The organism is Sphingomonas sp. MMS12-HWE2-04 (assembly GCF_044881185.1).
Taxonomy (GTDB): Bacteria; Pseudomonadota; Alphaproteobacteria; order Sphingomonadales; family Sphingomonadaceae; genus Sphingomonas.
The window spans coordinates 3,300,147-3,325,440 of the sequence record NZ_CP173254.1; the positions used below are offsets into that span (position 1 = coordinate 3,300,147).

Genomic DNA, 25,294 nt, shown 5'->3' on the forward strand with positions numbered 1-25,294 from the left:
GTTCAGGCGGTCTCGCGATCCAGAAGTTCGCTCGCGTCGAGCCCCAACAGGGCGATATGATCGCGTACGCGCGGCCAGTAGCTGGTCAGGAAGCGTTCGCGCTCGGCGACGCGTAGCCGCTCGACCGCGCCGGGAAGCACGAACATGCCGACGCCGCGGCGAACCTCGACATAGCCATCGTCCTGGAAGCTCTGATAGGCCTTGGCCACGGTCAGCGGATTGGCGCCATGTTCGGCGGCGAGCGCGCGGACCGAGGGAAGCTGGTCGCCGGCGCGATATTCGCCGCGCAGGATGGCGGCGGCGATGCTAGCGCGAAGCTTCAGATAGACCGGGCTGTCTTCATGTTCCAGGGCTGTCATGCTGCTTTAATACACCAAGGGCGCTTAAGGTCCATAGTGGGGATTCCACGTAGTCACGATCGCATCGAGATCGCCGCGCGGGCGTTCCTCGAGCGGGCGCGCCGGCGTGCCGATGAAGACGAAGCCGGCGATGCGCTGCGAAGCGGTGCCGAACAAGTCGCGCACACGGTCCGAATAGGCCGCCCAACCGCTCAGCCAACCCCCGGCAAAGCCCATAGCATGCGCGGCGTGGAGCAGGTTCATGCAGGCGGCGCCCGCCGACAATTCCTGCTCCCACACCGGCACCTTGTGACCATGTTCGGGCGCCGAGAGCACAACCACGAGCGCCGGCGCCTGGGTGACGAACTGCGCCGCCGCTTCCTCGTCGCGCGCGCTGGCGTCGGGCTTTTCGGCGCGGAGTATCTCGACCAGCTTGAGCGCCAGCGCCGGGCGATGTTCGTCGGGGACGATGACGAAGCGCCACGGGGCGAGCTTGCCGTGATCGGGGGTGCGCGCAGCGATGGCGACCATATCGCGCAGCTGTTCGCGGCTGGGTCCGGGACCAATTAGGTCGCGCGGCTTGCCCGAGCGGCGGGTCTTGAGGAGCGCGAGCGGCGTGGAGAGATCGTTAAACATCGCCGCCATCTAGGCATCGCACGGCGCTGCGCCAACCGCGCTTCGGTGCCCGCCGCGACCGGCACCACGCTCCGCACGCCGCGCCCGCACGCTTTACACCCGCCTCATTCCGTCTAGTTTCGCCGCCCATGCGCCGGGCGATTGCCCGGAACCCGATATAAAAAGGCAAAAAATCGCATGGTCGACACTCCAACCGCCGACAGCCCGGCAGAGCCCGATATCAGCCACGTGAACCCCGCCAGTGAGGCGACATGGTTCGGCCACCCGCGCCAACTCGCGCGGCTGTTTTCCACCGAGATGTGGGAACGGTTTGGCTTTTACGGCATGCGGGCGCTGCTCACGCTCTATCTCACCCAGCACTTCATGTTCGGCGACCGCGAGGCCACCGGCCTCTATGGCGGCTATACCGCGCTGGTCTATCTGACCCCGCTGATCGGCGGCTATCTCGCCGACCAGTTTCTCGGCTTCAAGCGCGCGGTGAAGTTCGGCGCGATCATCATGTCGATCGGCTATTTCATCCTGTGCTTCGGCGGCGAGACCGCCAAGCCGAACGCAACGATCGACGGCCAGCGCTACGAAGTGTCGATCGAGAAGACCGCGGCGGGCGAACAGCGCTTCGTCATGGCCGATGGGCACAAGCAGGCGATCAAGGGCAATGACGACGGCACGGTCTCGCTGATCGAGAACGGCCAGGTCGTACGCACGATCGCCAAGGGCGGCTTCCAGTCGGATGCCGATCGCAGCGGCTTGTTCGTGATGATCATGCTGATCGGCCTGTCGATGGTCTCGGTCGGCAACGGCTTCTTCAAGCCCAACATCTCGACGATGGTTGGCGAACTCTATGCGCCGGGCGACCCGCGCCGCGATTCGGGCTTCACCATCTTCTACATGGGCATCAACCTCGGCTCGCTGCTCTCGCAGGCGCTGTGCCCGTTCCTCGCCGATACCGTCGGCTGGTGGGCGGGCTTCGGCCTCGCCGCGTTCGGCATGCTGATCTCCTGGGCGCTGATCCAGTTCGCCGGCCCCAATCTCGCAGGGATCGGCGAGCCGCCGGCAAAGCCGGGCGTCGACCGCCAGCAATGGTGGATCTATCTCGGCGCGATCGCCTTCGTGCCGGTCTTCTACCTGCTCTACATCAACCTGATGGCCTCGGCGCCGCCCGCCGAAGGATCGGGCATTCTCGGCTATATCGCCTCGCTGCCGCTGATGGGGAAACTGCTGTTCGGCACCTTCATCGTCGCCGTGCCCGGCATCCTGATCTGGTCGTTCGTCGCGGGCGACCGGCGCGAGTTGCAGATGATGCTCGCAGCTATGGTGCTGATCGTGTTCAACGTCGTGTTCTGGACGCTGTTCGAGCAGGCGGGCTCATCGCTCACCCTGTTCGCCGATCGCAACACCGATCTGTCCTTCTTCGGCCTGTTCTCGATCAGCGCCGGCCAGACACAGACCTTCAACGCGCTGTTCATCGTGCTGCTCGCGCCGCTGATGTCGATCCTGTGGGCGGCACTGGCCAAGCGCGGGCTCGAGCCGAGCATCCCGATCAAGTTCGGCATCGCGCTGATCAGCGTCGGCCTGGGCTTCCTGTTCCTAGTCTGGGGCGCGAACTGGGCCGATGCCGGGTTCAAGGTCTCGGTGTGGTGGCTAGCCGGGCTGTATTTCATCCACAGCTTCGCCGAGCTGTGCATCTCGCCGGTGGGCCTCAGCATGATCACCAAGCTGTCGATCGCGCGGATCGTCGGCATGATGATGGGGGTGTGGTTCCTGTCGATTTCGGTGGCGCAATATGTCGCCGGCATCGTCGCGCAATTCGCCAGCGTCGACACCGTCGGCGGCCAGGTGACCAACCTCAAGGTCAGCCTCGAAACCTATCTCGGCGTGTTCACCCTGATCTCCGAATGGGCGATCGGGCTGGGCATCCTGCTGCTCCTGCTCAGCTGGCCGCTCAAGAAGTGGATGCACGGAGTCAAGTAAGCGGGGCCGCAAATACAAAAAAGGGGAGCGTCGCCGCTCCCCTTTTTTGTCTGGCGATATTGTCTCAGGCGGCGAGCGGAAGCTCGATCCGCGGTTCGGCGGCGACGATCGCCGGAACCAGCGCCACCGCTTCGGTTTCCGCGGCGACCTGACGCCGATACGAGAGATAGAGCGCGATCAGCGAGAACATCGGAACAATCCCAAGCCTGTGTTGCAGTGCAATATAGACGCTATGTGGTTGACAGCGGTGTCAGCCGCAAATGCAATGTTCCCGCGCCTCGGTTGCACAAATTGCAACCGCCTCAAAATACAGATCGCCCCGGCATTGCTGCCGAGGCGATCCGTTAGTCCGCAGGAAGCGCTTACCAGATATGCACGCGCTTGTCGGGCGGCAGGTACAGCGCGTCGCCCGGCTTGACGTCGAACGCCTTGTACCAAGCATCGACGTTGCGAACGATGCCGTTCACTCGGAACATCGCTGGCGAGTGCGGATCGGTGAGCAGCTGCTGGCGCTGCGCATCTTCGCGCACCTTGGTCTGCCACGCCTGGGCATAGGCCAGGAAGAAGCGCTGATCGCCGGTCAGCCCGCCGATCACCTTGGCCTTGCCGTGCTTGGCCTGGAACTTCTGGAACGCGGCATAGGCGGCCTCGACGCCGCCGAGATCGCCAATATTCTCGCCTAGCGTCAGGTCGCCCTTGATCTTGGTGCCCGGGATCGGCTCGTAACCGTTATACTGCGTCGAAAGCGCGGCGGTGCGCTCCTTGAACGCCTTCTTGGCATCGTCGGTCCACCAATTCTCGAACTTGCCGGTGGGGCCGAACATGCTGCCCTGATCGTCGAAGCCATGGCCCATCTCATGGCCGATGATCGCGCCGATCGCGCCGTAATTGACCGCCGGATCGGCATTTGGATCGAAGAACGGGGGCTGGAGGATCGCCGCGGGGAAGGTGATCTGGTTGGCCAGCGGGTTGTAATAGGCATTCACCGTCTGCGGAGTCATCTCCCACAGCGTCCGGTCCACCGGCTTGGGAAAGCGCTGGAGCTGGAGCTGGTGCTCGAACTCGTCGGCGCGCATCGCATTGCCGAGCAGGTCGCCACGCTCGACCTTGAGCGCGGCATAATCGATATATTTCACTGGATGCCCGATCCGCGGCTCGAACGCGGCGAGCTTGGCGAGCGCCGCCTTCTTGGTCGCCGGGTCCATCCAGGTCGAGCCTTCGATCCGCTCCTGATAGGCGCCGCGCAGATTTTCGATCAGTTCGCCCATCTGCTTCTCGGCCGCGGGCGGGAAATATTTGGCGACATAGATCGCGCCCACCGCCTCGCCGAGCGAGCCGTTCATCAGCTGCACGCCGCGCTTCCAGCGATCGCGCTGAACCTGCACGCCGCTCAGCGTCTTCGAATAGAAGTCGAAGCGGGTATCGTCGAAGGTCTTGGGCAGGAACTGCGCGTGATCGCTGACGAAGCGATAGGCGAGATAGTCCTTCCAGGTCTGCAGCGGCGTCGCGACCAGAATCTTGCCCATCGCTGTCACCGCGGTGTTCTGCGTCATCAGCACCGTAGGCGACGAATCGACTCCCGCGGTCTTGAGCAGCAGCGCCCAATCGAACTCAGGCGCCTTGGCCTCGAGCCCCGAAAGCGGCTGCGGATCGTTCAACTTGGCGATGTCGCGGCTCTGCTCGGGCGACCATTGCTGCTTGGCCATCGTCGTTTCTAGCGCGACGATCGCATCGGCCTTGGCGCCGGCATCGGGGATGCCCGCCAGCTCCTGAATCTTCTGGACATAGCCGCGATAGGCCGCGCGGAAGGCATCATATTTGGCGCCCTCGAGCAGATAATAGTCGCGCGGCATGCCCAGCCCGCCCTGACCGGTAGCCACGGTATAGCGGGTCGGGTCGGCGAAATCGGGAAGGATGCCGAGCTCGACCGGCGAGGCATAGCCGGTGGTCGCAAACAACACCTGAAGGTCGGTGAGATTGTTCACCGCGGCGATGCGGCCGAGATAGGGCTTGAGCGGCGCCGTGCCGCGCGCATCGATCGCGGCCTGATCCATCCAGCTAGCGTAGAAATCACCGACTTGGCGGCCGGTCGCGCCATAGGTGGCGGGGTTCTTCGCCATGTCGTCGAGGATACCGCGGACATTCGCCTCGGCCTCGACCGAGAGCATTGTGCCGAAGCCGGCCGAGGCCCGATCGGGCGCGATCTGCACCTTGTCCGCCCAGCTGCCATTGGCGAAGGTCCAGAAATCGTCACCGGGCTTCACGCTGGCCTTCTGCGCGCTCAGATCGACGCCGAAGCTGCCATATTTGGGCGTGCCCGGGGTCGATTGGGTGAACGCCGGCGCCGTCGCCGCAACCAGCGCCACGCCTGCGGCGAGGCGCGCCAAAGCCTTGATCTTCATTCGTAAATCCTCGGTAACTGGTGTATTAGGTGAGCGTAACGGTGCGCAGGATCGCGCGCAACGGTCAATTCGTATCCCGTGCAACCATCGCCGGGTCGCGGGCCGGATACCAACATCGCCGCTTGGGTTTGCCGCGCAGCTGTTCTATCGCGCAAGCACACCAAGCCGGGGACCAATCGACGTGCTACCTCTCCTCGCCGCCGCGGGCAGCCACCTTCACTTCGCCGATCTCGGGCTGAATCCCGTCGCGGTCAATCTCGGCTTCTTCCAGATCAAATGGTATTCGCTGGCCTATATCGCCGGCATCCTTCTGGGCTGGTGGTATCTGCTCAAGCTGCTCGCCCAGCCCGGTGCGCCGATGGCGCGGCGCCATGCCGACGACCTGGTCTTTTACGCAACGCTGGGCATCATCCTGGGCGGGCGGATCGGCTATGTGCTGTTCTACATGCCCAGCATGATCACCGAATCGCCGCTGTCGATCGTCCGGCTATGGGATGGCGGCATGTCGTTCCATGGCGGCGTAATCGGCGTGACGATCGCGATCATCGTGCTTGCCCGCCAGCACAAGCTCGATTGGCTGCGCGTCCATGATTATGTTGCCTGCGCCGTGCCCTTCGGCCTCTTTTTCGGCCGCCTCGCCAATTTCGTGAATGGCGAGCTGTGGGGCAAGCCGGCCGATGTCCCCTGGGCGATCGTCTTCCGCAACACCGTGCCCGCCGGCATCATCGAGCCCGCGCGCCATCCCAGCCAGCTCTACGAAGCCGGGCTCGAGGGCATCCTGCTCTTCGCTGTCCTCTGGTTCTTCTTCTGGCGGACCGACTCGCGCTACCAGCCCGGCAAGCTCGTCGGCATTTTCCTGCTCGGCTATGGCCTGTGCCGCTTCCTGGTCGAGTTCTTCCGCGAGCCCGATCACCAGTTCCAGGGCACTTTCCTCTACACCGGCATCCATATGGGCCAGATCCTCTGCCTGCCGATGATCGCCGGCGGCATCTATCTGATCGCCACCGCCAAGGCCCGCCGCAAGCGCGTCGAGCCGATCGCAGGGGCCGACGCCGTCGCCTGAGCCATGTCGACCGACGTCCCCGACCTGACGCCCGGCAACGCGGCCAGCAGCGCCAACGCGGTTGAGGCCGCGCTTCCCCAGCGGATCGCCCGCGCGATCACGCTTGCCGGGCCGATCCCGCTGTCGCAATTCATGGGCGCCGCCAACGCCCATTATTACGGCACCCGCGATCCGCTGGGCGCGCGCGGCGATTTCACCACCGCGCCCGAGATCAGCCAGATGTTCGGCGAGCTGATCGGGCTGTGGCTGGCCGATCTGTGGGATCGCGCCGGGCGCCCCGAGACGCGCTATGTCGAGCTGGGCCCGGGACGCGGCACGCTGGCCGCCGACGCCTTGCGCGCGATGGCCAAGGCGGGGCTCGCGCCGCCGGTCCATCTGGTCGAGAACAGTCCGACATTGCGCGCCGAACAGGCCAAGCGGCTTCCGCAGGCCGAATGGCATCTCGAAGTGACCAGCATCGACGAGGATCGCCCGCTCCTCATCGTCGCCAACGAATTCTTCGATGCGCTGCCGATCCGTCAGCTCATCGCCACCGGCGAAGGCTGGCGCGAGCGGCTTATCGCCTGCCAGGATACGCTGTTCCTCCCGATTGCCGGCGATCGCAGCTTCGACATGATCGTGCCGCGCCATTTGAAGGATGCCATGCCGGGATCGATCCTCGAGACCTCGCCGGCCAGCGTCGCGGTGCTGCGCGGCCTAGCGGCGCGGCTGCTCGCCCAGGGCGGTGCGGCGCTGATCATCGACTATGGCTATGAAGGCCCGGCGATCGGCGACACGCTCCAGGCGGTGCGCGGGCATGCCTATACCAACCCATTCGACGAACCCGGCGAGGCCGATCTCACTGCCCATGTCGATTTCGCCACGCTGAAGGAAGCCGCCGAGGCCGAGGGGCTGGTCGTTCACGGCCCGGTGACACAGGGCGCCTTCCTGAAGGCGCTTGGCATCAACGCGCGCGCCGAGGCGCTCGCCCGCGCCGCGCCCGATCGCGCCGACAGCCTCGCCGCCGATCGTGACCGGCTGGTCGACCCCGAGCAGATGGGCGACCTGTTCAAGGTCATCGCGTTCACCGCCCCTGGCTGGCCCACTCCCGCAGGCTTTGCATGATCTACCGTGACGCCACTCCTGCCGATCTTCCGGCGATCGACGCCGTGTTCCGCGAAAGCTTCGTCGCGACCTTCGGCCATCTCTACACCGCCGAGAACCTTGCCACCTTCCTCGCCAAGTTCACGCCCGAAGCCTGGGCGGCGGAATTCGCCACGCCGGGCCTCGCCTTCCGGCTTGCCGAGGACGAGAACGGGCTGATCGGCTATTGCAAGCTCGGCCCGATTACGCTGCCGATCGCGCCCGATCCCCAGGCGATCGAGCTGCGCCAGCTCTATCTGCGCGAACGCGGCAAGGGCACCGGCGCGGCGCAATCGCTGATGGACTGGGCGCTTGCCACTGCGCGGGCACGCGGGGCGGAAACGCTGTGGCTGTCGGTCTATATCGACAATCACCGGGCCAAGCGCTTCTACGAACGCTATGGCTTCGTCGATCGCGGGCCCTACATCTTCCTGGTCGGCGACCATGAAGACGAGGATCGCCTGATGCGCCTCGCGCTATGAGCGACGTCGAGATCATACGCGCCCGGGCACTCCACGGCGTTTCGCATGGCTTTCTCGGCCGGCGCGGCGGCGTCTCTACCGGCGTGGTCGCGGGGCTCAATGTCGGGCTCGGCTCGGCCGACGATCCCGATGCCATCGCCGAGAACCGTCGCCGTGCCGCCGAAGCCGTGCTGCCGGGTGCTTCGCTGGTGACGCTCTACCAGGTTCATTCAGCCGACGCGGTGACGGTGCTCGAACCGTTCGAAGACCGGCTGCGCCCGCATGCCGATGCGCTGGTGACCAATCGGCCGGGCCTTGCGCTCGGCGTGCTCGCTGCCGATTGCGCGCCGGTGCTGCTCGCCGATCGCGAGGCGGGCGTCGTCGGCGCGGCGCATGCCGGGTGGAAGGGTGCGATCGGCGGCGTCACCAATTCGGCGATCGCCGCGATGGAGGCGCTGGGCGCGGAACGCAGCCGCATCGTCGCCGCGGTCGGGCCGTGCATCGCGCGCGCCAGCTACGAAGTCGATGCCGGCTTCTTCCAGCGCTTCGCCGAGGCCGATCCCGACAACGAACGCTTCTTCGCCGACGGCAAGCCCGAGCATTTCCAGTTCGATCTCGAAGCCTATGTTGCGCATCGGCTCGCCGCCGCGGGGCTGCGCACCATCGAGATGCTCGGCGAGGATACCTATAGCCAGCCCGATCGCTTCTACAGCTTCCGCCGCGCCACCCATCGCGGCGAGGCGGACTATGGCCGCCAGGTGTCGATCATCGGCCTCTAGCCGAACGCTTCGTCCTCGTTCGCCGCGGTGCGGAAGCGGAAGGCAATGTCGTGGCGATATTCCGCGCCCGGATCGAGCCGCGCCGAGGGGAATTCGGCCCGGTTGGGACTGTCGGGAAACAGCTGCGGCTCGAGGCACAGCCCCGAATTCTGGCGATAGTCGCCGCCGCTCGTTCCCGGCGCGGCGCCCCCCAGATAATTGCCGCTGTAGAACTGCACGCCGGGCGCAGTCGACTGCACGTCCAGCACGCGGCCCGACCGCGGGTGCCACACCGTCGCCACCCGCCGCCGCGCGCCGTCTGCAGCATCCAGCACGAAATTATGGTCATAGCCCCGCGCCGCCTCGAGCTGCGGATCGGCGGCATCGATGTCGCGCCCCACTGGCTTGGGGCTGCGAAAGTCGAACGCCGTCCCCGCCACATCGCGCAACTCACCGGTCGGGATCGCATCCGGCATGGTCGGCGTGAAGCGGCTCGCGGGCAGCTGCAGCACATGATCGCGCACGCTTGCGCCGCTATCCTCGCCGGCGAGGTTGAAATAGGCATGGTGGGTGAGGTTCACCACCGTCGGGCGATCCGTGGTCGCGCGCAGCGACACTGCCAGCCCGTCCGCGCCGATCTCGTAGCGCGCCTCGCTGGTCAGCGTGCCGGGAAAGCCGTTGGTCCCGTCCGGGCTGACATGGCGCAGCGTCACCGAGCGGTCGTCGCGCTGGGCGATCTCCCAGCGCTGCTGGTCGAAGCCGCGGGGCCCCGAATGCAGGCTGTTCTCCCCGTCATTCGCCGCCAGCCGATACTCCACCCCGTCAAGGCTGAACCGCGCCCCGCCGATCCGGTTGGCATAGCGCCCGGCGATCGCCCCATAGAAAAGCGGCGGCCCGAGATAGTCGTCGAGATCGGCGAAGCCGAGCACCACATTGGCGCCGTCCGGCAGCACCAGCCGGCGCAGGGTCGCGCCGAGATCGAGGATCTCGGCGCGATAGCCCCCACAGGCGATCTCGACGCGCTCGATGCTCACTTGCCCGGGCAGGTCGAATTGTTGGGGTCGGAGACGATCTTGGCCTCGGCCAGCGCGAAGCTGAGCGGCGCATTGGCCTGGATTACCACCGGCGCCACCACCTTGGTCAAATCGACACCATTGGTCTGATAGCATTTGAGCAGGATCTTGGCCGTCCGCCACGTGCCGGTCTGGCCCGTGAACAGGCTGGTCGCGTCGATCGCGCCGGTATTGGCGCCGCCCTCCATCAGCAGCTTGACCGGCCCGCCCGCGGCGCGATCGAGCTTGTAGACGAGCTGTAGCGACAGATCGGCATTGGCCTCGCGGCTGAGATCGAGCTCGCCCCCGCCGATGCGCAGCGTCGCCGGCTTGGTCCAGGTGAGCAGCTGCGCGCCCTCCTGGGTCTGCGGCCCCTCCACGGTCTTGCGTGCGACGCCGCTGTCGGTCGCGAACGAGAAGGGTGCCGGCGCCGCCCCGCGGGCGAAATAATTGGCGGTGTTGCCGAGCGACGGATCGACGCCGGAGACTTCGCTCAGGTTCGCCACGGTGCCCGGCTTGGCATAGCGCAGGCCATAGCCCAGCGCGAACAGCGGGTCATAGCCCGCCTGCCCCTTGTTGAGCACGAACTGCCCCGCGGTCTTCGGCCAGCTGTAGGAAAGCGTGCCGCTGAAATCGCGCCGTGCCTTGCCCGCCTTGTCGCCGATCAGGACATCGGCCACGCCCGCGCCTTCGCTTCCCGGCAGCCAGGCGGCGACGAACGCGTCCGAGGCATTGAGTTCGGGATTCACCCACAGCGGCCGCCCCGAGAGGAACACCGAGACCACCGGCACCCCGGCATTCTTCAGCGCCTTCAACTGCGCCAGCGCCTGCTTGTCGCCGGCCTGGAATTCGAGCGTTCGCAGGTCGCCGCGCATCTCGGCATAGGGGGTCTCGCCGAACACCACGATCGCCACATCGGGCTGGGCGGTGAAGCTGCCATCGGCCGAATAGGTCGCGGTGCCGCCGCCGGCTTCCACCGCCTTCTTGATGCCGGAGAAGATCGTCTCGCCATTGGGAAACAGGTCGTTGCCATTGCCGTCGCCCTGCCAGCTCAGCGTCCAGCCGCCGGTCTGCATACCCAGCGAATCCGCGCCCGGCCCGGTGACCAGCACCTTGGCGCTCGCCTTGACCGGCAGCACGCCATTGTTCTTGAGCAGCACCAGCGACTTGGCCACGGCCTCGCGCGCCACGGCGCGGTGCTCGGCCGCGCCCAGCACGCCGGCCTTGCCCTCGATCGGCCGCGCCGCCGCGAACAGCCCCAGCTTCGCCTTCACGCGGAGGATCCGCCGCACCGCATCGTCGACGCGCGCCATCGGGATCGTCCCGTCCTGCACATGCGCCACGGTCGAATCGAACAGCCCCTTCCAGCTGTCCGGTGCCATCGCCATGTCGAGCCCGGCGTTGAACGTCGCGGCGCAGTCGGTGATCGTGCAGCCCGGGATCTGGCCATGGCCGTTCCAGTCGCCGACGATGAACCCGTCAAACCCCATCCGGCCCTTCAGCACGCCGGTGAGCAGCGACTGGTTGCCGTGCATCTTGGCGCCGTTCCAGCTCGAGAAGCTCGCCATCACGGTCAGCGTCCCGGCATTCACTGCATTGGGATAGCCCGCGTCGTGGATCGCGATCAGTTCGTCTTCGGAGACGCGGGTATCGCCCTGATCGACTCCGCCGAACGTACCGCCATCGCCAAGGAAATGCTTCACCGAGGCGGCGACCAGCCCCTTCTGGATACGGCCCTTGGTGCCCGGCTCGCCCTGCAGCCCGCGCACCATCTCGCCGGCATAGCGCTTCACCAGGCCGGGATCCTCCGAATAGCCCTCATAGGTGCGGCCCCAGCGATCGTCCTGCGGCACGGCCAGCGTAGGGCCGAATGCCCAGTCGATCCCGGCGGCAGCGCTCTCGGCCGCCGTCGCCGCACCGATGCGGCGGATCAGCGCGGGATCGTTCATCGCGCCCAGCCCGACATTGTGCGGGAAGATCACCGCGCCGACGACATTGTTGTTGCCGTGCACCGCGTCGACACCAAAGATCAGCGGGATCGGCGCATGCTTGCTGCCGCGCGGCTCCATCGCCACGGCGCGGAAGGCGCGCGCGGTCGCCACCCAATCGGCCTGGCCCGAGCGATCGTCGCCCGAAAGCGGCGGCGAATTGCCCCCCGCCAGGATCGATCCCAGCGGATAGCGGCGCAGATCCTCGGGCTTGATGCTGGCGATGTCGGCCTGAATCATCTGGCCGACTTTCTCTTCCAGCGTCATCTTGGCGAGCAGCGCAGTGACGAACTTCTCGGTCGCCGGATCGACGATCCCGACGCTGTGCGCCGCGGGCCATTTCTCCGGATGGGCGACGGTCGGCCCACCAGACAGCGCTGTCGGCGCTTGCTGCGCAAAAGCCGGTGCGGCGATGAAAGTGGTGGCCAGCAACAGCCCGAGCCCAACGCGCATCTCTCTCTCCCTCGTTTTTTGCATCCTGGTAGCGATAACCAAAATTCAGTGGCGAAGTCCACGCTCCAGGTCCAACTGCCCTTCAAGCCAGCGCGCCGCGTCGTCGGGGCTGCGCTGGTCGTGGTCGCGATCGACCAGATAGTTCGCCTCGCGCATCTTCTCGACTGGAATCGCATCCAGCAGTGGCCGCAGTGCCGCCTGGAAGCGCGCGTCGCCGCGGCGCGCCGGGCTCAGCAACAGGATCGCGTCATAGCCGGGGATCGCGTGGCGCGGATCGGCGAGCACGGTCAGCTTGTCGGCGGCGATACGCCCGTCCGAGGAAAAGGCGGGGATGACGTCTGCCGCCCCGCTCGCCAGCGCGCGATACATGAAGGTCGGTTGATAGGGCCGCGCCGACTTGAAGCGCAGGCCATAGGCGCGCTGCACCGCCGCCCATTCGGGCCGCTCGAGAAATTCGATGTCTGTGGCGAGGGTCAACTGCCCCGCCACGGGCACCAGATCGGTGATGCTCGCAATGCCGCGCCGCCGGGCGTCATCGCCGCGCATCGCAAAGGCATAGGCATTTTCGAAGCCAAGCGCCCCCAGCAAGGTCACGCCATGTTCGCGCCGTGCCCAGTCGCCGACGCCCCGCACGATCGACTGCCGATCGGGCACCTCCTTGCGCTGCATCTGGTTGGTCCAGATCGTCCCCGAATAATCGACATAGACGTCGACATCGCCGCTCGCGAGCGCACTGAACGCCACCGCCGAACCAAGCCCTTCGCGATAGCGCACCGTGTAGCCCGCATCCTCCAGCCGATGCCCGATCAGCCGCGCGAGGATATATTGCTCGGAAAAGCCCTTGGCGCCGATCGTCACCGTGCCGCGCGCCGCCGGCCAGGCGGGCGCCAGGGCGACCAGCACCAGCGCAAGGAGCACGCCCAGGCTGGTCCATACCAGCCCGCGCCGGCGCCGCGCGATGCCATATTCGGCGAGCCCGAGCAGCGCGTCGACGCCCAGCGCCAGGCCCGCCGCGGCCAGGCAGCCGGCGAGCACCAGCGCCCAGTTCTGCGTCTGTAAGCCGGCGAAGATCAGGTCGCCCAGGCTGGGCTGGCCCACTGTGGTCGACAGCGTCGCCGCGCCGATCGTCCACACCGCGGCGGTGCGGATGCCTGCCATCACCATCGGCGCGATCAGCGGCGCCTCGACCAGCCGCAGCTTCTGCCCGCGTGTCATTCCGACCCCGTCCGCGGCCTCCACCACTGCCGGATCGAGCGTGGCGAGCCCGGTCACGGCGTTGCGCAGGATCGGCAGCAGCGCATAGAGCGACAGCGCCAGCAGCGACGGCAGAAAGCCGAGCGCGGGTATCCCGCCCCTGACCAGTCCCGAAAGCGCCAGCAGGATCGGATAGAAGAGCGCAAGCAGCGCCAGGCTGGGGATCGTCTGGACAAGGCTGGCGAAACCGAGCGCGATACGGCCCACGGTGCGGTGGCGTGCCGAAAGCACGGCGAGCGGCAAGGCGATAACCAGCCCCAGCAACAGCGCCGCAAACGCCAGCAGCAAATGCTGCGCGAGCAATTCGGGCACCCGGGCAAAAGCGGCGGTCATCAAATTCCTCCCCGGAACGGGGAGGGGGACCAGCCGCAGGCTGGTGGAGGGGGTCCGCCATCCACGAGCGACACCGCATGCGGAGAGCGGGGTCCCCTCCACCACGCCCTGCGGGCGCGGTCCCCCTCCCCGTTCCGGGGAGGAATTTGGGAAAGCCCCCTCATTCCCCCAACGCCGCCAGCCGCCGCGCCTGTTCGCGCGGCACCGCGACCAGCGCATCGGCCACCGCGCCGCCGCGCCCGGCCAGCAAGTCGCGCGGCGCCGCATCGGCAACCACGCGCCCCGCCGCCATCACCAGCACCCGGTCGGCGAGCAGCAGCGCCTCGGCCATGTCGTGGGTCACCAGTATCGTGGTCAGCCCCATCCGGTCGTGCAGCGCGCGGATCGCCTTGCCGAGCCCATCGCGCGTCACCGGGTCGAGCGCGCCGAACGGCTCGTCCATCAGCATCAGCCCGGGCTCGGTGGCCAGCGCACGCGCCACGCCAACGCGCTGGCGCTGCCCGCCCGAAAGCGCATCGGGCATCCGCGTTGCCAGCGCCGGATCGAGCTCGACCAGCGCCAGCAATTCGGCCACCCGCCCGGCGGTATCGCGGGCGCCGGCCAGCTTCAGCCCGATCGCCACATTCTCGCCCACGGTCATGTGTGGGAACAGCCCGACATTCTGGAAGACATAGCCGATCCGCCGGCGCAGCGCGGGCGCCGGCACGGCGTCGACGCGCGCGTCGCCGATCCGCACGTCGCCGCCGCTCGGCTCGACCAATCGATTGACGGTCTTGAGCAGCGTCGACTTGCCCGATCCCGATGCGCCGACCAGCGCGACGAAGCTGCCGCCCGCGATCTCCAGCGAGACGCCGTCCACGGCATTGACCCCGCCCGGATAGCGCTTACTGACATTGTTGAAGATAACGCGCTGCGGCTCGGCCATCATCGGTGACTGTGCGGGATTGCGCGGCAAAGCAAAAGAGGGGGATGCATGGCGGGCGAGAAGGCTATCTTCATCACCGGGGGCGCATCGGGCATCGGCCAGGCCGTTGCCAGGCTGTTCGCGGCGCGCGGCTGGCGGGTCGGGCTCGCCGACGTCAACGCCGCCGGGCTCGAAGCCACCCGCGCGATGCTGCCCGAAGGGCTCGCCACCACCCATATCATGGACGTGCGCGATCGCGACGCCTGGCTGGCATCGCTTACCGCCTTCACCGCGGCGAGCGGCGGGCGGCTCGATCTGCTGTTCAACAATGCCGGCATCGCCGTGGGCGGCCTGCTCGCCGACACCGCCTTCGCCGAGATCGACCGGCTGGTGGGTATCAACATCGTCGGCGTGATCAACGGCGCGCGGATCGGCCATAGCTTCCTCAAGGCGACGCCGGGATCGTGCCTGCTCAACACGGCATCGGCGGCGGGCATCTATGGCTCCCCCGGCCTCGCCCTCTACACCGCGAGCAAGTTCGCGGTGCGCGGGCTCACCGAGGCGCTGGACGGCGAATGGGCCGCCGACGGGATCCGGGTCCGCTCGGTCATGCCGAGCTTCATCAATACGCCGCTGCTCGACGCCGTCACCCAGGGATCGAACCGCACCGCGCGCGATTCGGTGCGCGCCGCGGGACTTGAATTCACGCCGGTGGAAGAAGTCGCCGAGCGGATCTGGGACGCCGCGCACGGCGACCGCCTTCACACCGTCATCGGCAAGACCGCGCGCCGCCTCGCCTTCGCCGCGCGCTGGATGCCCGGCACGCTCCGCAAGCAGATGCGCCGCGGCGCGCTGGGGCGCTGACGCGGCGCCAGCCGCTGCTCAGCCCAGCAAGGCTACATCAGTGCGTTGATCGCCTGCGCCATCTGGATGTCGCGAGTGGAAAGTCCGCCGGCATCGTGCGTTGTCAGCAGCACGTCGACGCGGTTCCAGACGTTGCTCCATTCAGGATGGTGATCGGTTTTCTCGGCGATCAGCGCCACGCGCGTCATGAAGCCGAACGCCTCGCCGAAATCGACGAAGCTGAAGCGTCTCGTGATCGCGTCGCGATCGGCGTCGTAGGTCCAGCCCGGCAGCGTCGCCAGCGATTCGTTCCGCAGCCCTTCGGTCAATCGCGCCACCATCGCATCCTCCTCCTTGCCGCAGCTTTGTCGCTCCGCCTATGGAATGGCCCATGGGCGGGCAAGCATCCTTCGCACCCGATGCGGACAGTATCGAGACACTCGCGCGTGCGGCACTCGCCCGGATCCCCGAGCCGTTCGCCACGCATCTCGCCGATGTGGTCCTGATCATCGAGGAATTCGCCGACGAAGAGACGCTGGACGCGCTGGGGATCGATCATCCGCTCGATCTGACCGGTCTCTATCACGGCCGCCCGCTCGGCGAGAAATCGGCGTTCGATTCGGGCGGCCTCCCCGATCGCATCCACCTCTATCGCCGCGCGATCCTCGAGGAATGGATCGAGACCGGGGTGCGCCTGGAGGCATTGGTCACCAATGTCGTGGTGCACGAGGTCGGTCATCATTTCGGGCTTTCCGACGACGACATGCACGCGCTCGAAGACGCCGCCGGTTGAGCCCGCGCCTCGCCCTTGCCGACATCGGCTGCGTGCGCGGTGGCCGGCTGTTGTTTGAGGGGCTCGGCGTCGCGCTCGGCCCCGGTGACGCCGCTCTGGTCACCGGCCCCAACGGCGCCGGCAAGTCCAGCCTGCTGCGCATCGCCGCCGGGCTACTCGCGCCGGCCGCCGGCACGGTCGAAACCGAAGGCACCCGCGCGCTGCTCGCCGAGACCAGCGCGCTCGATCCAGAACTGCCGCTCGGCGCCGCGCTCGGCTTCTGGGCCGCGATCGACGGCCGCGCCGGTGCCGTCGGCGAAGCGCTCGCTGCGCTCGGGCTCGCGGGTCTTGAAGCGGTTCCGGTGCGCCTGCTTTCCACCGGCCAGCGCCGCCGCGCCGCGCTCGCCCGCGTCGTCGCGAGCGGTGCGCCGATCTGGCTGCTCGACGAACCGGCCAACGGCCTCGACACCGTCTCAGGCCAGCAACTCGAGGCGCTGATCGCGCAACACCGCGCCGCCGGCGGCATCGCGCTGGTTGCCACGCATTTGCCGATCGCGCTTCCCGGCGCCCAGGCGGTTACGCTGTGAGTGCGTTCGTCGCGATCGTCCGCCGCGAACTGCGCCGCGCCTGGAGCAGCGGCGGGCTGTTGCTGCCGGTGGTGTTCTTCCTGCTGGTCGCGACGCTCTTTCCGTTCGCGATCGGCCCCGATCCCAGACTGCTGGCGCGGATCGGCCCCGGCGTGGTCTGGGCCGCCGCGCTGCTTGCCGCGCTGCTGCCGGTCGAACGGCTGGTGGCACCCGACGCCGAGAGCGGGATGCTCGATCAATTCGCGGTGCGCGGCATCCCCGATGCGCTGGTCGCCGCCGCCAAGATGACCGGCCATTGGCTCGGCTTCGCGCCCCCGCTCCTCGTCGCCACGGTCATCGCTGCGGCGCTGCTCCAGATCCCCGGCGACGCACTGCTGATCCTGCTCGCCGCGCTGGCGATCGGCACGCCGGGGCTGGCGGCGTTGGGCATCGCCACATCCGCCCTGGTCGCGGGGCTGCGCGGTGCCGGTGCCCTCGCCGGGCTGGTGATGCTGCCCTTCGCGGTGCCGCTGGTCATCTTCGGGGCCAGCGCCGGCGCCGACACGCCCGGCGGGCTCAAGCTGCTCGCGGCGGTGAGCCTGCTCCTCGTCGCCGGATGCCCGTTCGTCGCGGGTGCCGCGGTGCGGATGGGACGGTCCTGAGACCGCCCGGTCACTTCGCGCCTAGCCCCTTGTAGAGCAGCCCGAAGAAATCGCCCTTGTTCCAGGTCGGCCGTTTGTCGCCATCCGCGATCGCCCGCGCGATCTCATAATTGAGCTTCACGAAACGCACGCCCTGGCTGAAGTCGACCAGCGTCACTTCGTCCGAAGGCTGGTGGTAGTGATGCTCGAGAAAATCCTCGATCGCCGCCTTACCCGGGCCCTTGGGTCCCGGCTCGAGCGACACCGCAGGAATACCGGCGCGCACGAAACTGTAATGGTCCGAGCGCACGAAGCTGGCTTCCTCGGGCGTGGGATCGGGGGTGAGCGTAACGCCTTCCGCGGCGGCAACCTTGGCGACAATCGGTCCGATCGCCGTGCGGTCCGCGCCATAGACCACCAAGTCCTCGAACTTGTAGGTGAGGATCGGCATGTCGAGATTAACGTCGGCGACGATCGCGCTTGCCGGCACCACCGGCTTGGCGGCGAAATAATCAGAACCGACCAGCCCCTTCTCCTCGGCGGTCACGGCGACGAACAGCACGCTGCGCCGCGGCGCCTTGCCCGATGCCTGGAAGGCGCGCGCGACTTCGAGCATCGAGGCGGTGCCTGCAGCATTGTCCATCGCGCCGTTATAGATCGTGTCGCCCTTCGCGTCGGGCTTGCCCACGCCGACATGGTCGAGATGCGCCGACAGAACGACATACTCGCCCCTGAGCGCAGGATCCGAGCCTTCGAGCAGCCCGATAACATTGTTGGCACTGAGCGTCTTGATCTCGGTATGCGCGACGGCGTCGGCGGTCACGGCAAGCGCGCCGGTCGGCAGCGGCTTGCCCGCCTTGTCGGCAGCGAGGACGTCGGCCCATTTGAGCTTGGCGCCGGCAAACAGCTTCTCCGCCCCCGCTATGCTGAGATACCCCAGCGACGGCACGCTCGGCCCCGCCGCATGCGCCTTGCCGTCGACGTCGGCCCAGGTCATTCCGGCAGTATCCCACAGCCCGACGGTCGCCTCGAACGGGAAGATGGCGTGGCGCGTGGTGCCTTCGATAAACAGGATGCCCACCGCGCCACGTTCGGCAGCGAAGCGCGACTGCTCCTCGATCTGGCCGTAATGTGCGCGGACTTCGCTGGGCAGCGCATGCGGCGCGTCGCGGATCACCGCGACGATCTTGCCGCGTACGTCGAGACCCTTATACGCGTCGATCCCGCTCGCCTTGTCGACGACGCCATAGCCGGCGAAAACCACCGGCGCCGTGACGGTAGCCTCGGCCAGACGCGAGTTCGCCCGCGCGAGATAGTCTTTGCCCCATTCGAGCGGCGTGGAGACGCCGCCGCGCTTGAGCACCATGCTGCCATGGTCGGCCGCGCGGTACGACACTAGCGGCACTGGCTGGAGCCACGACCCGTTCGGTCCGCCTGGCTTCAGACCCGCGGCGAGCATCTGCGCGGCGACATATTGCTCGGCGATCGCGAGCTCGGGCGAGCCGGTGTCGCGGCCCTTCATCGCATCGGAGGCGAGGAAGGCGACATGCGCTTTGAGCGCCGCCTCGGCAGGCGTCAGCCCCTGCGCAAAGGCAGGGCCCGCCGCTAGCAGCGGCAGCAGTGCGATCAGCAATTTCTTCATGTCAGCCCCGTTCATTTCTGCATCGGACCGCCGAAGAGGGAGCCGAAGAAGTCGCCCTTTTTCCACATCGGCTTCTGATCGGCATCGGCGATCTCGCGCGCGATCCGATAATTTACGTCGACGAAGCGCGCGCCCGATTCCCAATCGATCGCCGGCTGCTGGACGAGATCGTCCGAAGGCTGGTGATAATGCGTGCTGAGAAAATTATCGGTCGCCGCCTTGCCCGGTCCCTTCTCGCCCGGCCACAGGAAGACCGAGGGGATGCCCTGCTGGACGAAGCGATAATGATCCGAGCGAACGAAGAACGCCTCGTCGGGGCGCGGATCGCCGCCCATGCCGACGCCGATCTGCGCCGCGGCGCGCGCGACGGTCTCGCCCAGGGTCGAGTGCGCCGCGCCGAACGGCGTGACGTCCTCGAACTTGTAGGTGATGATCGGCATGTCGAGATTGACGTCGGCGACGAGGTTCGCCTTGGGCATCGTCGGGTTATGCGCGAAATAGTCCGAGCCGATCAGCCCCTTTTCCTCGGCGGTGACGGCGAGGAACAGCACCGAGCGGCGCGGCGGCTTGCCCGATGCCTTGAAGCGGCGCGCTTCCTCGATCAACGAGGCGATGCCGACGGCATTGTCCATCGCGCCGTTATAGATCGTATCGCCCTTCGCATCGGGCTTGCCGACGCCGATATGGTCGAGATGCGCCGAGAGCACGACAACCTCCTTGCCCAGCGCGGGATCGCTGCCGGGCAGGATGCCGGCGACATTGTAGCTGGTGATCGCCGTGTTGGCGGTGCGCAGCGTCACGCCCAGGCTGGCGGGAAGCTCGAACGCCTTGAACACCGCGCTGTCATCCTCGGCGCGCTTGACGATCTCGGCCCAGGGAGTCCTGGCGCCTTCGAACAGCTTGGCGGCGCCGACCTTGCTCAGCGTGCCGAGCCCGGGGGTGGCCGGCGTCGGGATATGGCCGGTGCCGTCCTTCTCGCCCCAAGTGAAACGCGCGCGATCCCAATTGCCGACAAGCGCCGCGAACGGATAATTGCCGCGCCCGCCGCGCGGGTTCTCGAGCGTTAGATAGCCGACCGCGCCCTTGCGCATCGCGATCTCGCCCTTGGACGGCAGGCTGCCGAAATGCGCGCGCTCCTCGGCCGGGAAGCTCGACGGCGCACCACCGAAGAACGCGACGATCTTCCCCTTCACATTGACGCCCTTATAGTCGTCCCGGCCCAGCCCGACGATGCCATAGCCGACGAAGACGACCGGCGCGCTCAGCACGAAATCGGTCTTGGACGGATTGCCGACGGGCACATAATCCTCGCCGAACGCCAGGGTGATCGGTGAGCCGCGCTTGCGGGTCAGCGTCATCGCGCCTTTGTCGGCGGGCTTGTAGCTGATCAGCGGCACCTTCTGGAGATAGCTGCCCGCATCGCCCGCGGGGCGCAGCCCCTGCTCGTAGAATTGCGACGCGACATATTGCGCGGCGATGTCATATTCGGGGGAACCCGCGTCGCGGCCGCGCATCGCATCCGAGGCGAGGAACATGATGTGGCTCTTAAGCGCGGCCTGGTCGGCGGGAAGCTCGGCATTGAGCAGCGTATTCTGATCGGCGGCGACAGGCGCGGCAGTCTGCGCGAAGGCAGGGGCGGCGAATGCGACAAGCAACGGCGCAGTAAATCGAAGCATCGGGATTCCTTGGGTGCGCATCGGGAATGCCAGCACCGGTAGCACCGCAAGATAGTTGCGCAACGGCAGATTCTTGATGGCGGCGCGCGCCCGTGTGCTTATATCGCGAGCATGGCTGACGCTCAGATCGCAACCCAGACCCCCCATGTCACGCGCCGCGAGGACTATCGCGAGCCCGACTGGCTCGTCCCCGACATCGCGCTCGACTTCGATCTCGATCCGGCCGCGACCCGCGTCCGCACCACGCTGTCGGTCACTCGCAACGGATCGCATGCCCATCCGCTGCGGCTCGACGGCGAGGGCCTGACCGCGCTGAGCGTCAAGGTCGATGGCGTCGCGGTCTCCGACTGGTCGATGGACGGCGAAGACCTGATCGTCCCGCTTTCCGGCGGCGCGCATAGCGTCGAAACCGAAGTCGAGATCGCGCCCGAGCGCAACACCCAGCTGATGGGGCTCTATGCCTCGGGCGGCATCCTGTGCACCCAGTGCGAGGCGCAGGGCTTCCGCCGCATCACGTTCTTCCCCGATCGCCCCGACGTGCTCTCGAAGTACAAGGTCCGGATGACCGCCGACAAGGCACGCTACCCGGTGCTGCTGGCGAACGGCGATCCGATCGCCCAGGGCGAAAGCGAAGGCGGCAAGCATTGGGCCGAGTGGCATGACCCCTTCCCCAAGCCGTGTTACCTGTTCGCGCTAGTCGCGGGCGACCTCGTCGCCAATCGCGGCAGCTTCACCACGATGTCGGGCCGCGACGTCCAGCTCGGCATCTGGGTGCGCGCGCCCGACCTGCCCAAGACCGATCACGCCCTCCACGCGCTCAAGCTGTCGATGGCCTGGGACGAGCAGGTCTATGGCCGCGAATATGATCTCGACGTGTTCAACATCGTCGCGGTCGACGACTTCAACTTCGGCGCGATGGAGAATAAGGGGCTCAACGTCTTCAACAGCCGCTACATCCTGGCGGACCCCGATACCGCGACCGATTATGACTATGACGCGATCGCCGCAGTGGTCGCGCACGAATATTTCCACAACTGGTCGGGCAACCGCGTCACCTGCCGCGACTGGTTCCAGCTTTCGTTGAAGGAAGGCTTCACCGTCTTCCGCGACCAGAGCTTCTCGGCGGACCAGGGCAGCGCGGCGGTCAACCGGATCGAGGACGTGCGTGGCCTGCGTGCGGCACAATTCCCCGAGGATGCCGGCCCGCTGGCGCATCCGATCCGCCCCGACGAATATATCGAGATCTCGAACTTCTACACCGCGACGATCTACAACAAGGGCGCCGAGGTCATCCGGATGATGGCCACGATCCTGGGGCCCGAGAAATTCCGCGCCGCGACCGATCTCTATTTCCAGCGGTTCGACGGCACTGCCGCGACCTGCGAGGATTTCGTCCAGAGCATGGAACAGGGCGGCGGCGTGGACCTCAGCCAGTTCCGCCTCTGGTATAGCCAGGCGGGCACCCCGCGGGTTTCGGCGACGCTCACCCGCGATGGCGGCCGCGCCCGCGTCAAGCTGCGCCAGACCGTCCCGCCGACGCCGGGCCAGCCCGACAAGGCGCCGATGGTGCTGCCGCTCAAGCTCAAGCTGTTCGGCGAGTTCACCGGCCGCGCGATGTGCGACGAGCAGCTCGTGCTGCTCAAGGATCCCGAGGCGGAGATCGTCTTCGAGAATTTGACCGAACAGCCGGTGCTGTCGATCAACCGCGGCTTCTCCGCGCCGGTGATCGTCGAGACCAACCGAACGCCCAAGGACCTCGCTTTCCTCTCGGCGCACGACGACGATCCCTTTGCGCGCTACGAGGCGATGCAGCAGCTGATGCTCGATACGCTGGTCGAGAGCGTCGCCAACGGCTCGGTCGACCACGGACCGGTGATCGATGCGGTGCGCAACACGCTGGGCGATACCGCGCTTGACAGCGCCTTTGTCGCCGAGGCGGTGCTGCTGCCCTCGGACAGCTTCATCGGCGACCAGATGGCGGTGGTCGAGCCCGAGGCGATCTTCCACGCCCGTGAGGCGCTGCGCGCCGATCTCGGCCGCGAGCTCGCCGCGGAATGGCGTGCCGCCTATGAGGGCGCCCGCGCCAACCGTTTCGAATATTCGCCGGCGGCCAAGGGCGCGCGGCGAATCCGCACCGTCGCGCTCGGCTATATCGCCGCGAGCGGTGCCGCCGACGCTGCCGATCTGGCCTTTGCCCAGTTCGAAGGCGCCGACAATATGACCGATCGCCAGGGTGCATTGACCACGCTCGCCAATGGCAGCTCGCCGCTGCGCGAGGCGGCGATCGAAGGCTTTTATCGTCGCTATTCGGCCAATGCGCTGGTGCTCGACAAATGGTTCCAGACGCAGGCGCTGGCGACGCGCGACGACACCGCGCAGATCGTCGAGACGCTGGCCCGGCATCCCGACTTCACGCTCGCCAATCCAAACCGCGCGCGCGCGCTGATCGGTGCTTTCAGCGTCAACCAGCGCGCCTTCCACGATCTTTCGGGACGGGGCTACCGCTTCGTCGCCGACCAGATCATCGCGCTCGACAAGCTCAACCCGCAGACCGCGGCACGGCTGATCCCGCCGCTGGGCCGCTGGAAGCGCTTCGACGCAGGCCGCGCCGCCAAGATGCGCGCCGAACTCGAGCGCATCGTCGCGACGCCGGGGCTGAGCAAGGACACGTTCGAACAGGCATCGAAGAGCCTGGATTGAGGCGCGGGCCCCTCCCGAGCGGGAGGGGCCTGGCTTCATCCAGCCATGACGTTCCGCCCGCGCTGGACGACCGCGCTGTGCCCCACGCTGGCGCGCAGCGAGCGCCGCTCGACCGTGTCGACGAATACCCAGTCGTTCGAAACGCGCTCGGGCGTCAGCGTCATCGCCATATAGCCGCGGCGGCTGGTGTCGCACCATTTGAGTTCGGGATTGGCCGCGACCAGCGCGGCCGCGACGCGCTTGGGGTCGGTGGCGGTGGAGTGCTCATAGCCCGGCGAGGTGACGCTGTGCCCGGCGAACTCGACCCCGGCAGGCTTGCCGTCCTGGCCGAGATCATAGGCCCAGCCATTATGGCTGTCGCCGCAGATCACCACGAGATTGGCGCCCATCCCCTGGGCCGAGCGCAGGAAGCGCGCACGCGCAGCGGGATAGCCGCCCCAATTGTCGAAGGTGAGCGGCAAGCCCAGCTTGCCCGCGGCAACGCCTGACTCGACATAGTCGCGCGTCCCCTTCGACGCATCGGGCTTGAGCCAGTCCATCGCCTGGGGCGGGAGGCGGGTTTCGCCCATGATCGTGCCGAAGCCGACCACCTGCCATTTCTGCCCATCACGCACCGATCGGCGCATTGCGTGCGATAGCCAATTTTCCTGTTCGCTGCCCAGCATGGTCACGGCGGGGTCCTGCCAGGGGCCATCGCGAAACGCCTTCAGCGCGGCGGCGACATCGGCCTGCTGGAACATCGGATCGATATCGGGCTGGTGGCTTCGCGCGAGCAGGCGGCTCTCGGTGCGGAACAGCGTCGCCAGCGTGCCGATGTCATAGCTGCCCCACGGCGTCTCTGAGACCGGCATCCATTCGCGGAACGCCTGCACCGCGGCGGCGCGGCGCGTGCTCCACAGGCCTTCCTCGTCGCTCTGATGGTTTTCGGCGCCGCCTTCCCAGCTGTCGTTCGCCGATTCATGGTCGTCCCACTGCACCAGCATCGGCTTGGCGGCGTGGAGCGCCTGAAGATCGGGGTCGCTGCGATAGCTGGCATAGCGGATGCGGTAATCGGCGAGGTGGATCATCTCGCCCACCGGCTCGGGCAGCCGCCCGCCGATCGGGCCGCCTTCGGGCGCATAGCCGCCCTTGGCATATTCATAGAGATAGTCGCCGAGATGGACCGAAAGGTCGATATCGTCGCGCGCAGCGGCATGACCATAGGCATTGAAATAGCCGAACGGCAGGTTCGAGCAGGAGAACACTGCGATTCCGAAGCGGTTCACGGCGCCTTCGGGCAGCGTGCGCGTCCGCCCGACCGGCGAGAAGCTGCCATCGGGCGCGACGAATCGATAGTGATAGCGTCGGCCGGGCTCGAGCCCGGTGACGGTGATCTTGGCAGTATGATCGCGCCATGGGCCGGTGATCATTTCGCCGCCGCTGACGATCCGCGAAAAGTCCGCCGTCTCGGCGATTTCGGCGCGCAGTTTCACGGGTCCGCCGTCCGCTGGAATGTACCGCGTCCACAGCAGAACCGAATCGGCGCACGGCTCGCCGCTCGCCACCGAATGGGTGAAGCCCTGAATCTGTCCTGCGGCAAAGGCGAATCCGGGCAGCGCAAGTGCGCCAATCCCTAGCGTCGCGGTAACCAGCAGCGTGCGGCGATCGATCTGGAATGTCATGTGAGTCCCTTCATGAGACGCATTGCCGGCTCTGCATGGCGCGTTCGTGACAGCGTTC

At 67.1% G+C, this 25,294-nt stretch carries 22 protein-coding genes; 10 read left to right on the top strand and 12 right to left on the bottom strand.

The genetic code is table 11. The features are described 5' to 3' along the window. Window positions 1–2 precede the first annotated feature (2 nt). Together AB2M62_RS15450 and AB2M62_RS15455 are read right to left on the bottom strand one after the other, a co-directional pair. Complete coding sequence (locus AB2M62_RS15450) at window positions 3–359, bottom strand: GntR family transcriptional regulator (RefSeq protein ID WP_404335178.1); 357 nt, start codon at window positions 357–359, stop codon at window positions 3–5. A 24-nt stretch (window positions 360–383) separates the two neighbouring features. Continuing rightward, window positions 384–974: a nitroreductase gene (locus AB2M62_RS15455; protein ID WP_404339970.1), complete on the bottom strand. Its 591-nt coding sequence runs from the start codon at window positions 972–974 to the stop codon at window positions 384–386. A gap of 177 nt (window positions 975–1,151) precedes the next feature. On the opposite strand from AB2M62_RS15455, the gene AB2M62_RS15460 reads away from it, so the two are divergent. Continuing rightward, the gene (locus AB2M62_RS15460; protein ID WP_404335180.1) at window positions 1,152–2,945 is read left to right on the top strand and encodes a peptide MFS transporter; all 1,794 of its coding nucleotides are present in this window, start codon (window positions 1,152–1,154) and stop codon (window positions 2,943–2,945) included. Between the two features lie 64 nt (window positions 2,946–3,009). On the opposite strand, the gene AB2M62_RS15465 is transcribed toward AB2M62_RS15460, so the two are convergent. Both AB2M62_RS15465 and AB2M62_RS15470 read right to left on the bottom strand, forming a co-directional pair. Next, entirely contained in the window at window positions 3,010–3,135 is a 126-nt protein-coding gene (locus AB2M62_RS15465) for a hypothetical protein (protein WP_404335182.1), read from the bottom strand. Window positions 3,136–3,307: 172 nt separating this feature from the next. Then, on the bottom strand, window positions 3,308–5,347 hold the full coding sequence (locus AB2M62_RS15470) for a M13 family metallopeptidase (protein WP_404335184.1): 2,040 nt from the start codon (window positions 5,345–5,347) through the stop codon (window positions 3,308–3,310). A gap of 181 nt (window positions 5,348–5,528) precedes the next feature. Between AB2M62_RS15470 and lgt the strand changes: the two genes are divergently transcribed. From lgt to pgeF, 4 genes are read left to right on the top strand one after another with little or no spacing between them, the layout of a single operon-like run. Further along, window positions 5,529–6,410, top strand: coding sequence for a prolipoprotein diacylglyceryl transferase (lgt, locus tag AB2M62_RS15475; protein WP_404335186.1), 882 nt, complete (start codon window positions 5,529–5,531; stop codon window positions 6,408–6,410). A gap of 3 nt (window positions 6,411–6,413) precedes the next feature. Further along, window positions 6,414–7,514, top strand: coding sequence for a class I SAM-dependent methyltransferase (locus AB2M62_RS15480; RefSeq protein WP_404335188.1), 1,101 nt, complete (start codon window positions 6,414–6,416; stop codon window positions 7,512–7,514). Next, window positions 7,511–8,014 carry a GNAT family N-acetyltransferase gene (locus AB2M62_RS15485; RefSeq protein ID WP_404335190.1) on the top strand — a complete coding sequence of 168 codons (504 nt, stop codon included), beginning with the start codon at window positions 7,511–7,513 and terminating at the stop codon, window positions 8,012–8,014. The genes AB2M62_RS15480 and AB2M62_RS15485 overlap by 4 nt, the downstream gene beginning before the upstream one ends. Further along, on the top strand, window positions 8,011–8,772 hold the full coding sequence (pgeF, locus tag AB2M62_RS15490; RefSeq protein ID WP_404335192.1) for a peptidoglycan editing factor PgeF: 762 nt from the start codon (window positions 8,011–8,013) through the stop codon (window positions 8,770–8,772). Before AB2M62_RS15485 ends, pgeF begins: the two co-directional genes overlap by 4 nt. Here the strand turns inward: pgeF and AB2M62_RS15495 are convergent. The 4 genes from AB2M62_RS15495 to AB2M62_RS15510 all read right to left on the bottom strand — a co-directional run bounded on the left by AB2M62_RS15495 (window position 8,769) and on the right by AB2M62_RS15510 (window position 14,759). After that, window positions 8,769–9,785 carry an aldose epimerase family protein gene (locus tag AB2M62_RS15495; protein ID WP_404335194.1) on the bottom strand — a complete coding sequence of 339 codons (1,017 nt, stop codon included), beginning with the start codon at window positions 9,783–9,785 and terminating at the stop codon, window positions 8,769–8,771. The two genes, pgeF and AB2M62_RS15495, sit on opposite strands and share 4 nt — an antisense overlap. After that, complete coding sequence (locus tag AB2M62_RS15500; RefSeq protein ID WP_404335196.1) at window positions 9,782–12,244, bottom strand: glycoside hydrolase family 3 N-terminal domain-containing protein; 2,463 nt, start codon at window positions 12,242–12,244, stop codon at window positions 9,782–9,784. Before AB2M62_RS15500 ends, AB2M62_RS15495 begins: the two co-directional genes overlap by 4 nt. Window positions 12,245–12,289: 45 nt before the next feature. Next, entirely contained in the window at window positions 12,290–13,831 is a 1,542-nt protein-coding gene (locus AB2M62_RS15505) for an ABC transporter permease/substrate-binding protein (protein ID WP_404335198.1), read from the bottom strand. A 160-nt stretch (window positions 13,832–13,991) separates the two neighbouring features. After that, window positions 13,992–14,759: an ATP-binding cassette domain-containing protein gene (locus tag AB2M62_RS15510; RefSeq protein ID WP_404335200.1), complete on the bottom strand. Its 768-nt coding sequence runs from the start codon at window positions 14,757–14,759 to the stop codon at window positions 13,992–13,994. Window positions 14,760–14,804: 45 nt separating this feature from the next. Between AB2M62_RS15510 and AB2M62_RS15515 the strand changes: the two genes are divergently transcribed. Next, window positions 14,805–15,599: an SDR family oxidoreductase gene (locus tag AB2M62_RS15515; RefSeq protein ID WP_404335202.1), complete on the top strand. Its 795-nt coding sequence runs from the start codon at window positions 14,805–14,807 to the stop codon at window positions 15,597–15,599. A gap of 32 nt (window positions 15,600–15,631) precedes the next feature. Here the strand turns inward: AB2M62_RS15515 and AB2M62_RS15520 are convergent, their stop codons facing one another. Further along, on the bottom strand, window positions 15,632–15,919 hold the full coding sequence (locus AB2M62_RS15520; protein WP_404335204.1) for a 4a-hydroxytetrahydrobiopterin dehydratase: 288 nt from the start codon (window positions 15,917–15,919) through the stop codon (window positions 15,632–15,634). A gap of 50 nt (window positions 15,920–15,969) precedes the next feature. Here AB2M62_RS15520 and AB2M62_RS15525 point away from each other — a divergent pair, with 50 nt between their 5' ends. From AB2M62_RS15525 to AB2M62_RS15535, 3 genes are read left to right on the top strand one after another with little or no spacing between them, the layout of a single operon-like run. Beyond that, on the top strand, window positions 15,970–16,371 hold the full coding sequence (locus AB2M62_RS15525) for a metallopeptidase family protein (RefSeq protein WP_404335206.1): 402 nt from the start codon (window positions 15,970–15,972) through the stop codon (window positions 16,369–16,371). Continuing rightward, the gene (gene ccmA, locus AB2M62_RS15530) at window positions 16,368–16,937 is read left to right on the top strand and encodes a heme ABC exporter ATP-binding protein CcmA (RefSeq protein WP_404335208.1); all 570 of its coding nucleotides are present in this window, start codon (window positions 16,368–16,370) and stop codon (window positions 16,935–16,937) included. The genes AB2M62_RS15525 and ccmA overlap by 4 nt, the downstream gene beginning before the upstream one ends. Further along, window positions 16,934–17,578 (top strand): heme exporter protein CcmB, encoded by a 645-nt coding sequence (locus AB2M62_RS15535; RefSeq protein WP_404335210.1) that lies wholly within the window; start codon window positions 16,934–16,936, stop codon window positions 17,576–17,578. Before ccmA ends, AB2M62_RS15535 begins: the two co-directional genes overlap by 4 nt. A 10-nt stretch (window positions 17,579–17,588) precedes the next feature. On the opposite strand, the gene AB2M62_RS15540 is transcribed toward AB2M62_RS15535, so the two are convergent. Continuing rightward, entirely contained in the window at window positions 17,589–19,199 is a 1,611-nt protein-coding gene (locus AB2M62_RS15540; protein WP_404335212.1) for a M28 family metallopeptidase, read from the bottom strand. A gap of 11 nt (window positions 19,200–19,210) precedes the next feature. Beyond that, complete coding sequence (locus tag AB2M62_RS15545) at window positions 19,211–20,938, bottom strand: M28 family metallopeptidase (protein WP_404335214.1); 1,728 nt, start codon at window positions 20,936–20,938, stop codon at window positions 19,211–19,213. A 48-nt stretch (window positions 20,939–20,986) separates the two neighbouring features. On the opposite strand from AB2M62_RS15545, the gene pepN reads away from it, so the two are divergent. Continuing rightward, the gene (pepN, locus tag AB2M62_RS15550; protein ID WP_404335216.1) at window positions 20,987–23,575 is read left to right on the top strand and encodes an aminopeptidase N; all 2,589 of its coding nucleotides are present in this window, start codon (window positions 20,987–20,989) and stop codon (window positions 23,573–23,575) included. A gap of 35 nt (window positions 23,576–23,610) precedes the next feature. Here pepN and AB2M62_RS15555 read toward each other — a convergent pair whose 3' ends face one another. Continuing rightward, window positions 23,611–25,236: an alkaline phosphatase D family protein gene (locus AB2M62_RS15555; RefSeq protein WP_404335218.1), complete on the bottom strand. Its 1,626-nt coding sequence runs from the start codon at window positions 25,234–25,236 to the stop codon at window positions 23,611–23,613. Between the last annotated feature and the right edge of the window lie 58 nt (window positions 25,237–25,294).

Bases quoted from the DNA above. Each gene is read 5' to 3' on its own strand.
- AB2M62_RS15465 (WP_404335182.1), bottom strand. From the start codon at position 3,135: ATGTTCTCGCTGATCGCGCTCTATCTCTCGTATCGGCGTCAGGTCGCC.
- AB2M62_RS15555 (WP_404335218.1), bottom strand. From the start codon at position 25,236: ATGACATTCCAGATCGATCGCCGCACGCTGCTGGTTACCGCGACGCTA.
- AB2M62_RS15460 (WP_404335180.1), top strand. From the start codon at position 1,152: ATGGTCGACACTCCAACCGCCGACAGCCCGGCAGAGCCCGATATCAGC.
- AB2M62_RS15500 (WP_404335196.1), bottom strand. From the start codon at position 12,244: ATGCGCGTTGGGCTCGGGCTGTTGCTGGCCACCACTTTCATCGCCGCA.
- AB2M62_RS15470 (WP_404335184.1), bottom strand. From the start codon at position 5,347: ATGAAGATCAAGGCTTTGGCGCGCCTCGCCGCAGGCGTGGCGCTGGTT.
- AB2M62_RS15525 (WP_404335206.1), top strand. From the start codon at position 15,970: ATGGGCGGGCAAGCATCCTTCGCACCCGATGCGGACAGTATCGAGACA.
- AB2M62_RS15485 (WP_404335190.1), top strand. From the start codon at position 7,511: ATGATCTACCGTGACGCCACTCCTGCCGATCTTCCGGCGATCGACGCC.
- pepN (WP_404335216.1), top strand. From the start codon at position 20,987: ATGGCTGACGCTCAGATCGCAACCCAGACCCCCCATGTCACGCGCCGC.
- AB2M62_RS15505 (WP_404335198.1), bottom strand. From the start codon at position 13,831: ATGACCGCCGCTTTTGCCCGGGTGCCCGAATTGCTCGCGCAGCATTTG.
- AB2M62_RS15455 (WP_404339970.1), bottom strand. From the start codon at position 974: ATGTTTAACGATCTCTCCACGCCGCTCGCGCTCCTCAAGACCCGCCGC.
- AB2M62_RS15450 (WP_404335178.1), bottom strand. From the start codon at position 359: ATGACAGCCCTGGAACATGAAGACAGCCCGGTCTATCTGAAGCTTCGC.
- AB2M62_RS15520 (WP_404335204.1), bottom strand. From the start codon at position 15,919: ATGGTGGCGCGATTGACCGAAGGGCTGCGGAACGAATCGCTGGCGACG.
- AB2M62_RS15540 (WP_404335212.1), bottom strand. From the start codon at position 19,199: ATGAAGAAATTGCTGATCGCACTGCTGCCGCTGCTAGCGGCGGGCCCT.
- AB2M62_RS15515 (WP_404335202.1), top strand. From the start codon at position 14,805: ATGGCGGGCGAGAAGGCTATCTTCATCACCGGGGGCGCATCGGGCATC.
- AB2M62_RS15480 (WP_404335188.1), top strand. From the start codon at position 6,414: ATGTCGACCGACGTCCCCGACCTGACGCCCGGCAACGCGGCCAGCAGC.
- AB2M62_RS15510 (WP_404335200.1), bottom strand. From the start codon at position 14,759: ATGATGGCCGAGCCGCAGCGCGTTATCTTCAACAATGTCAGTAAGCGC.
- pgeF (WP_404335192.1), top strand. From the start codon at position 8,011: ATGAGCGACGTCGAGATCATACGCGCCCGGGCACTCCACGGCGTTTCG.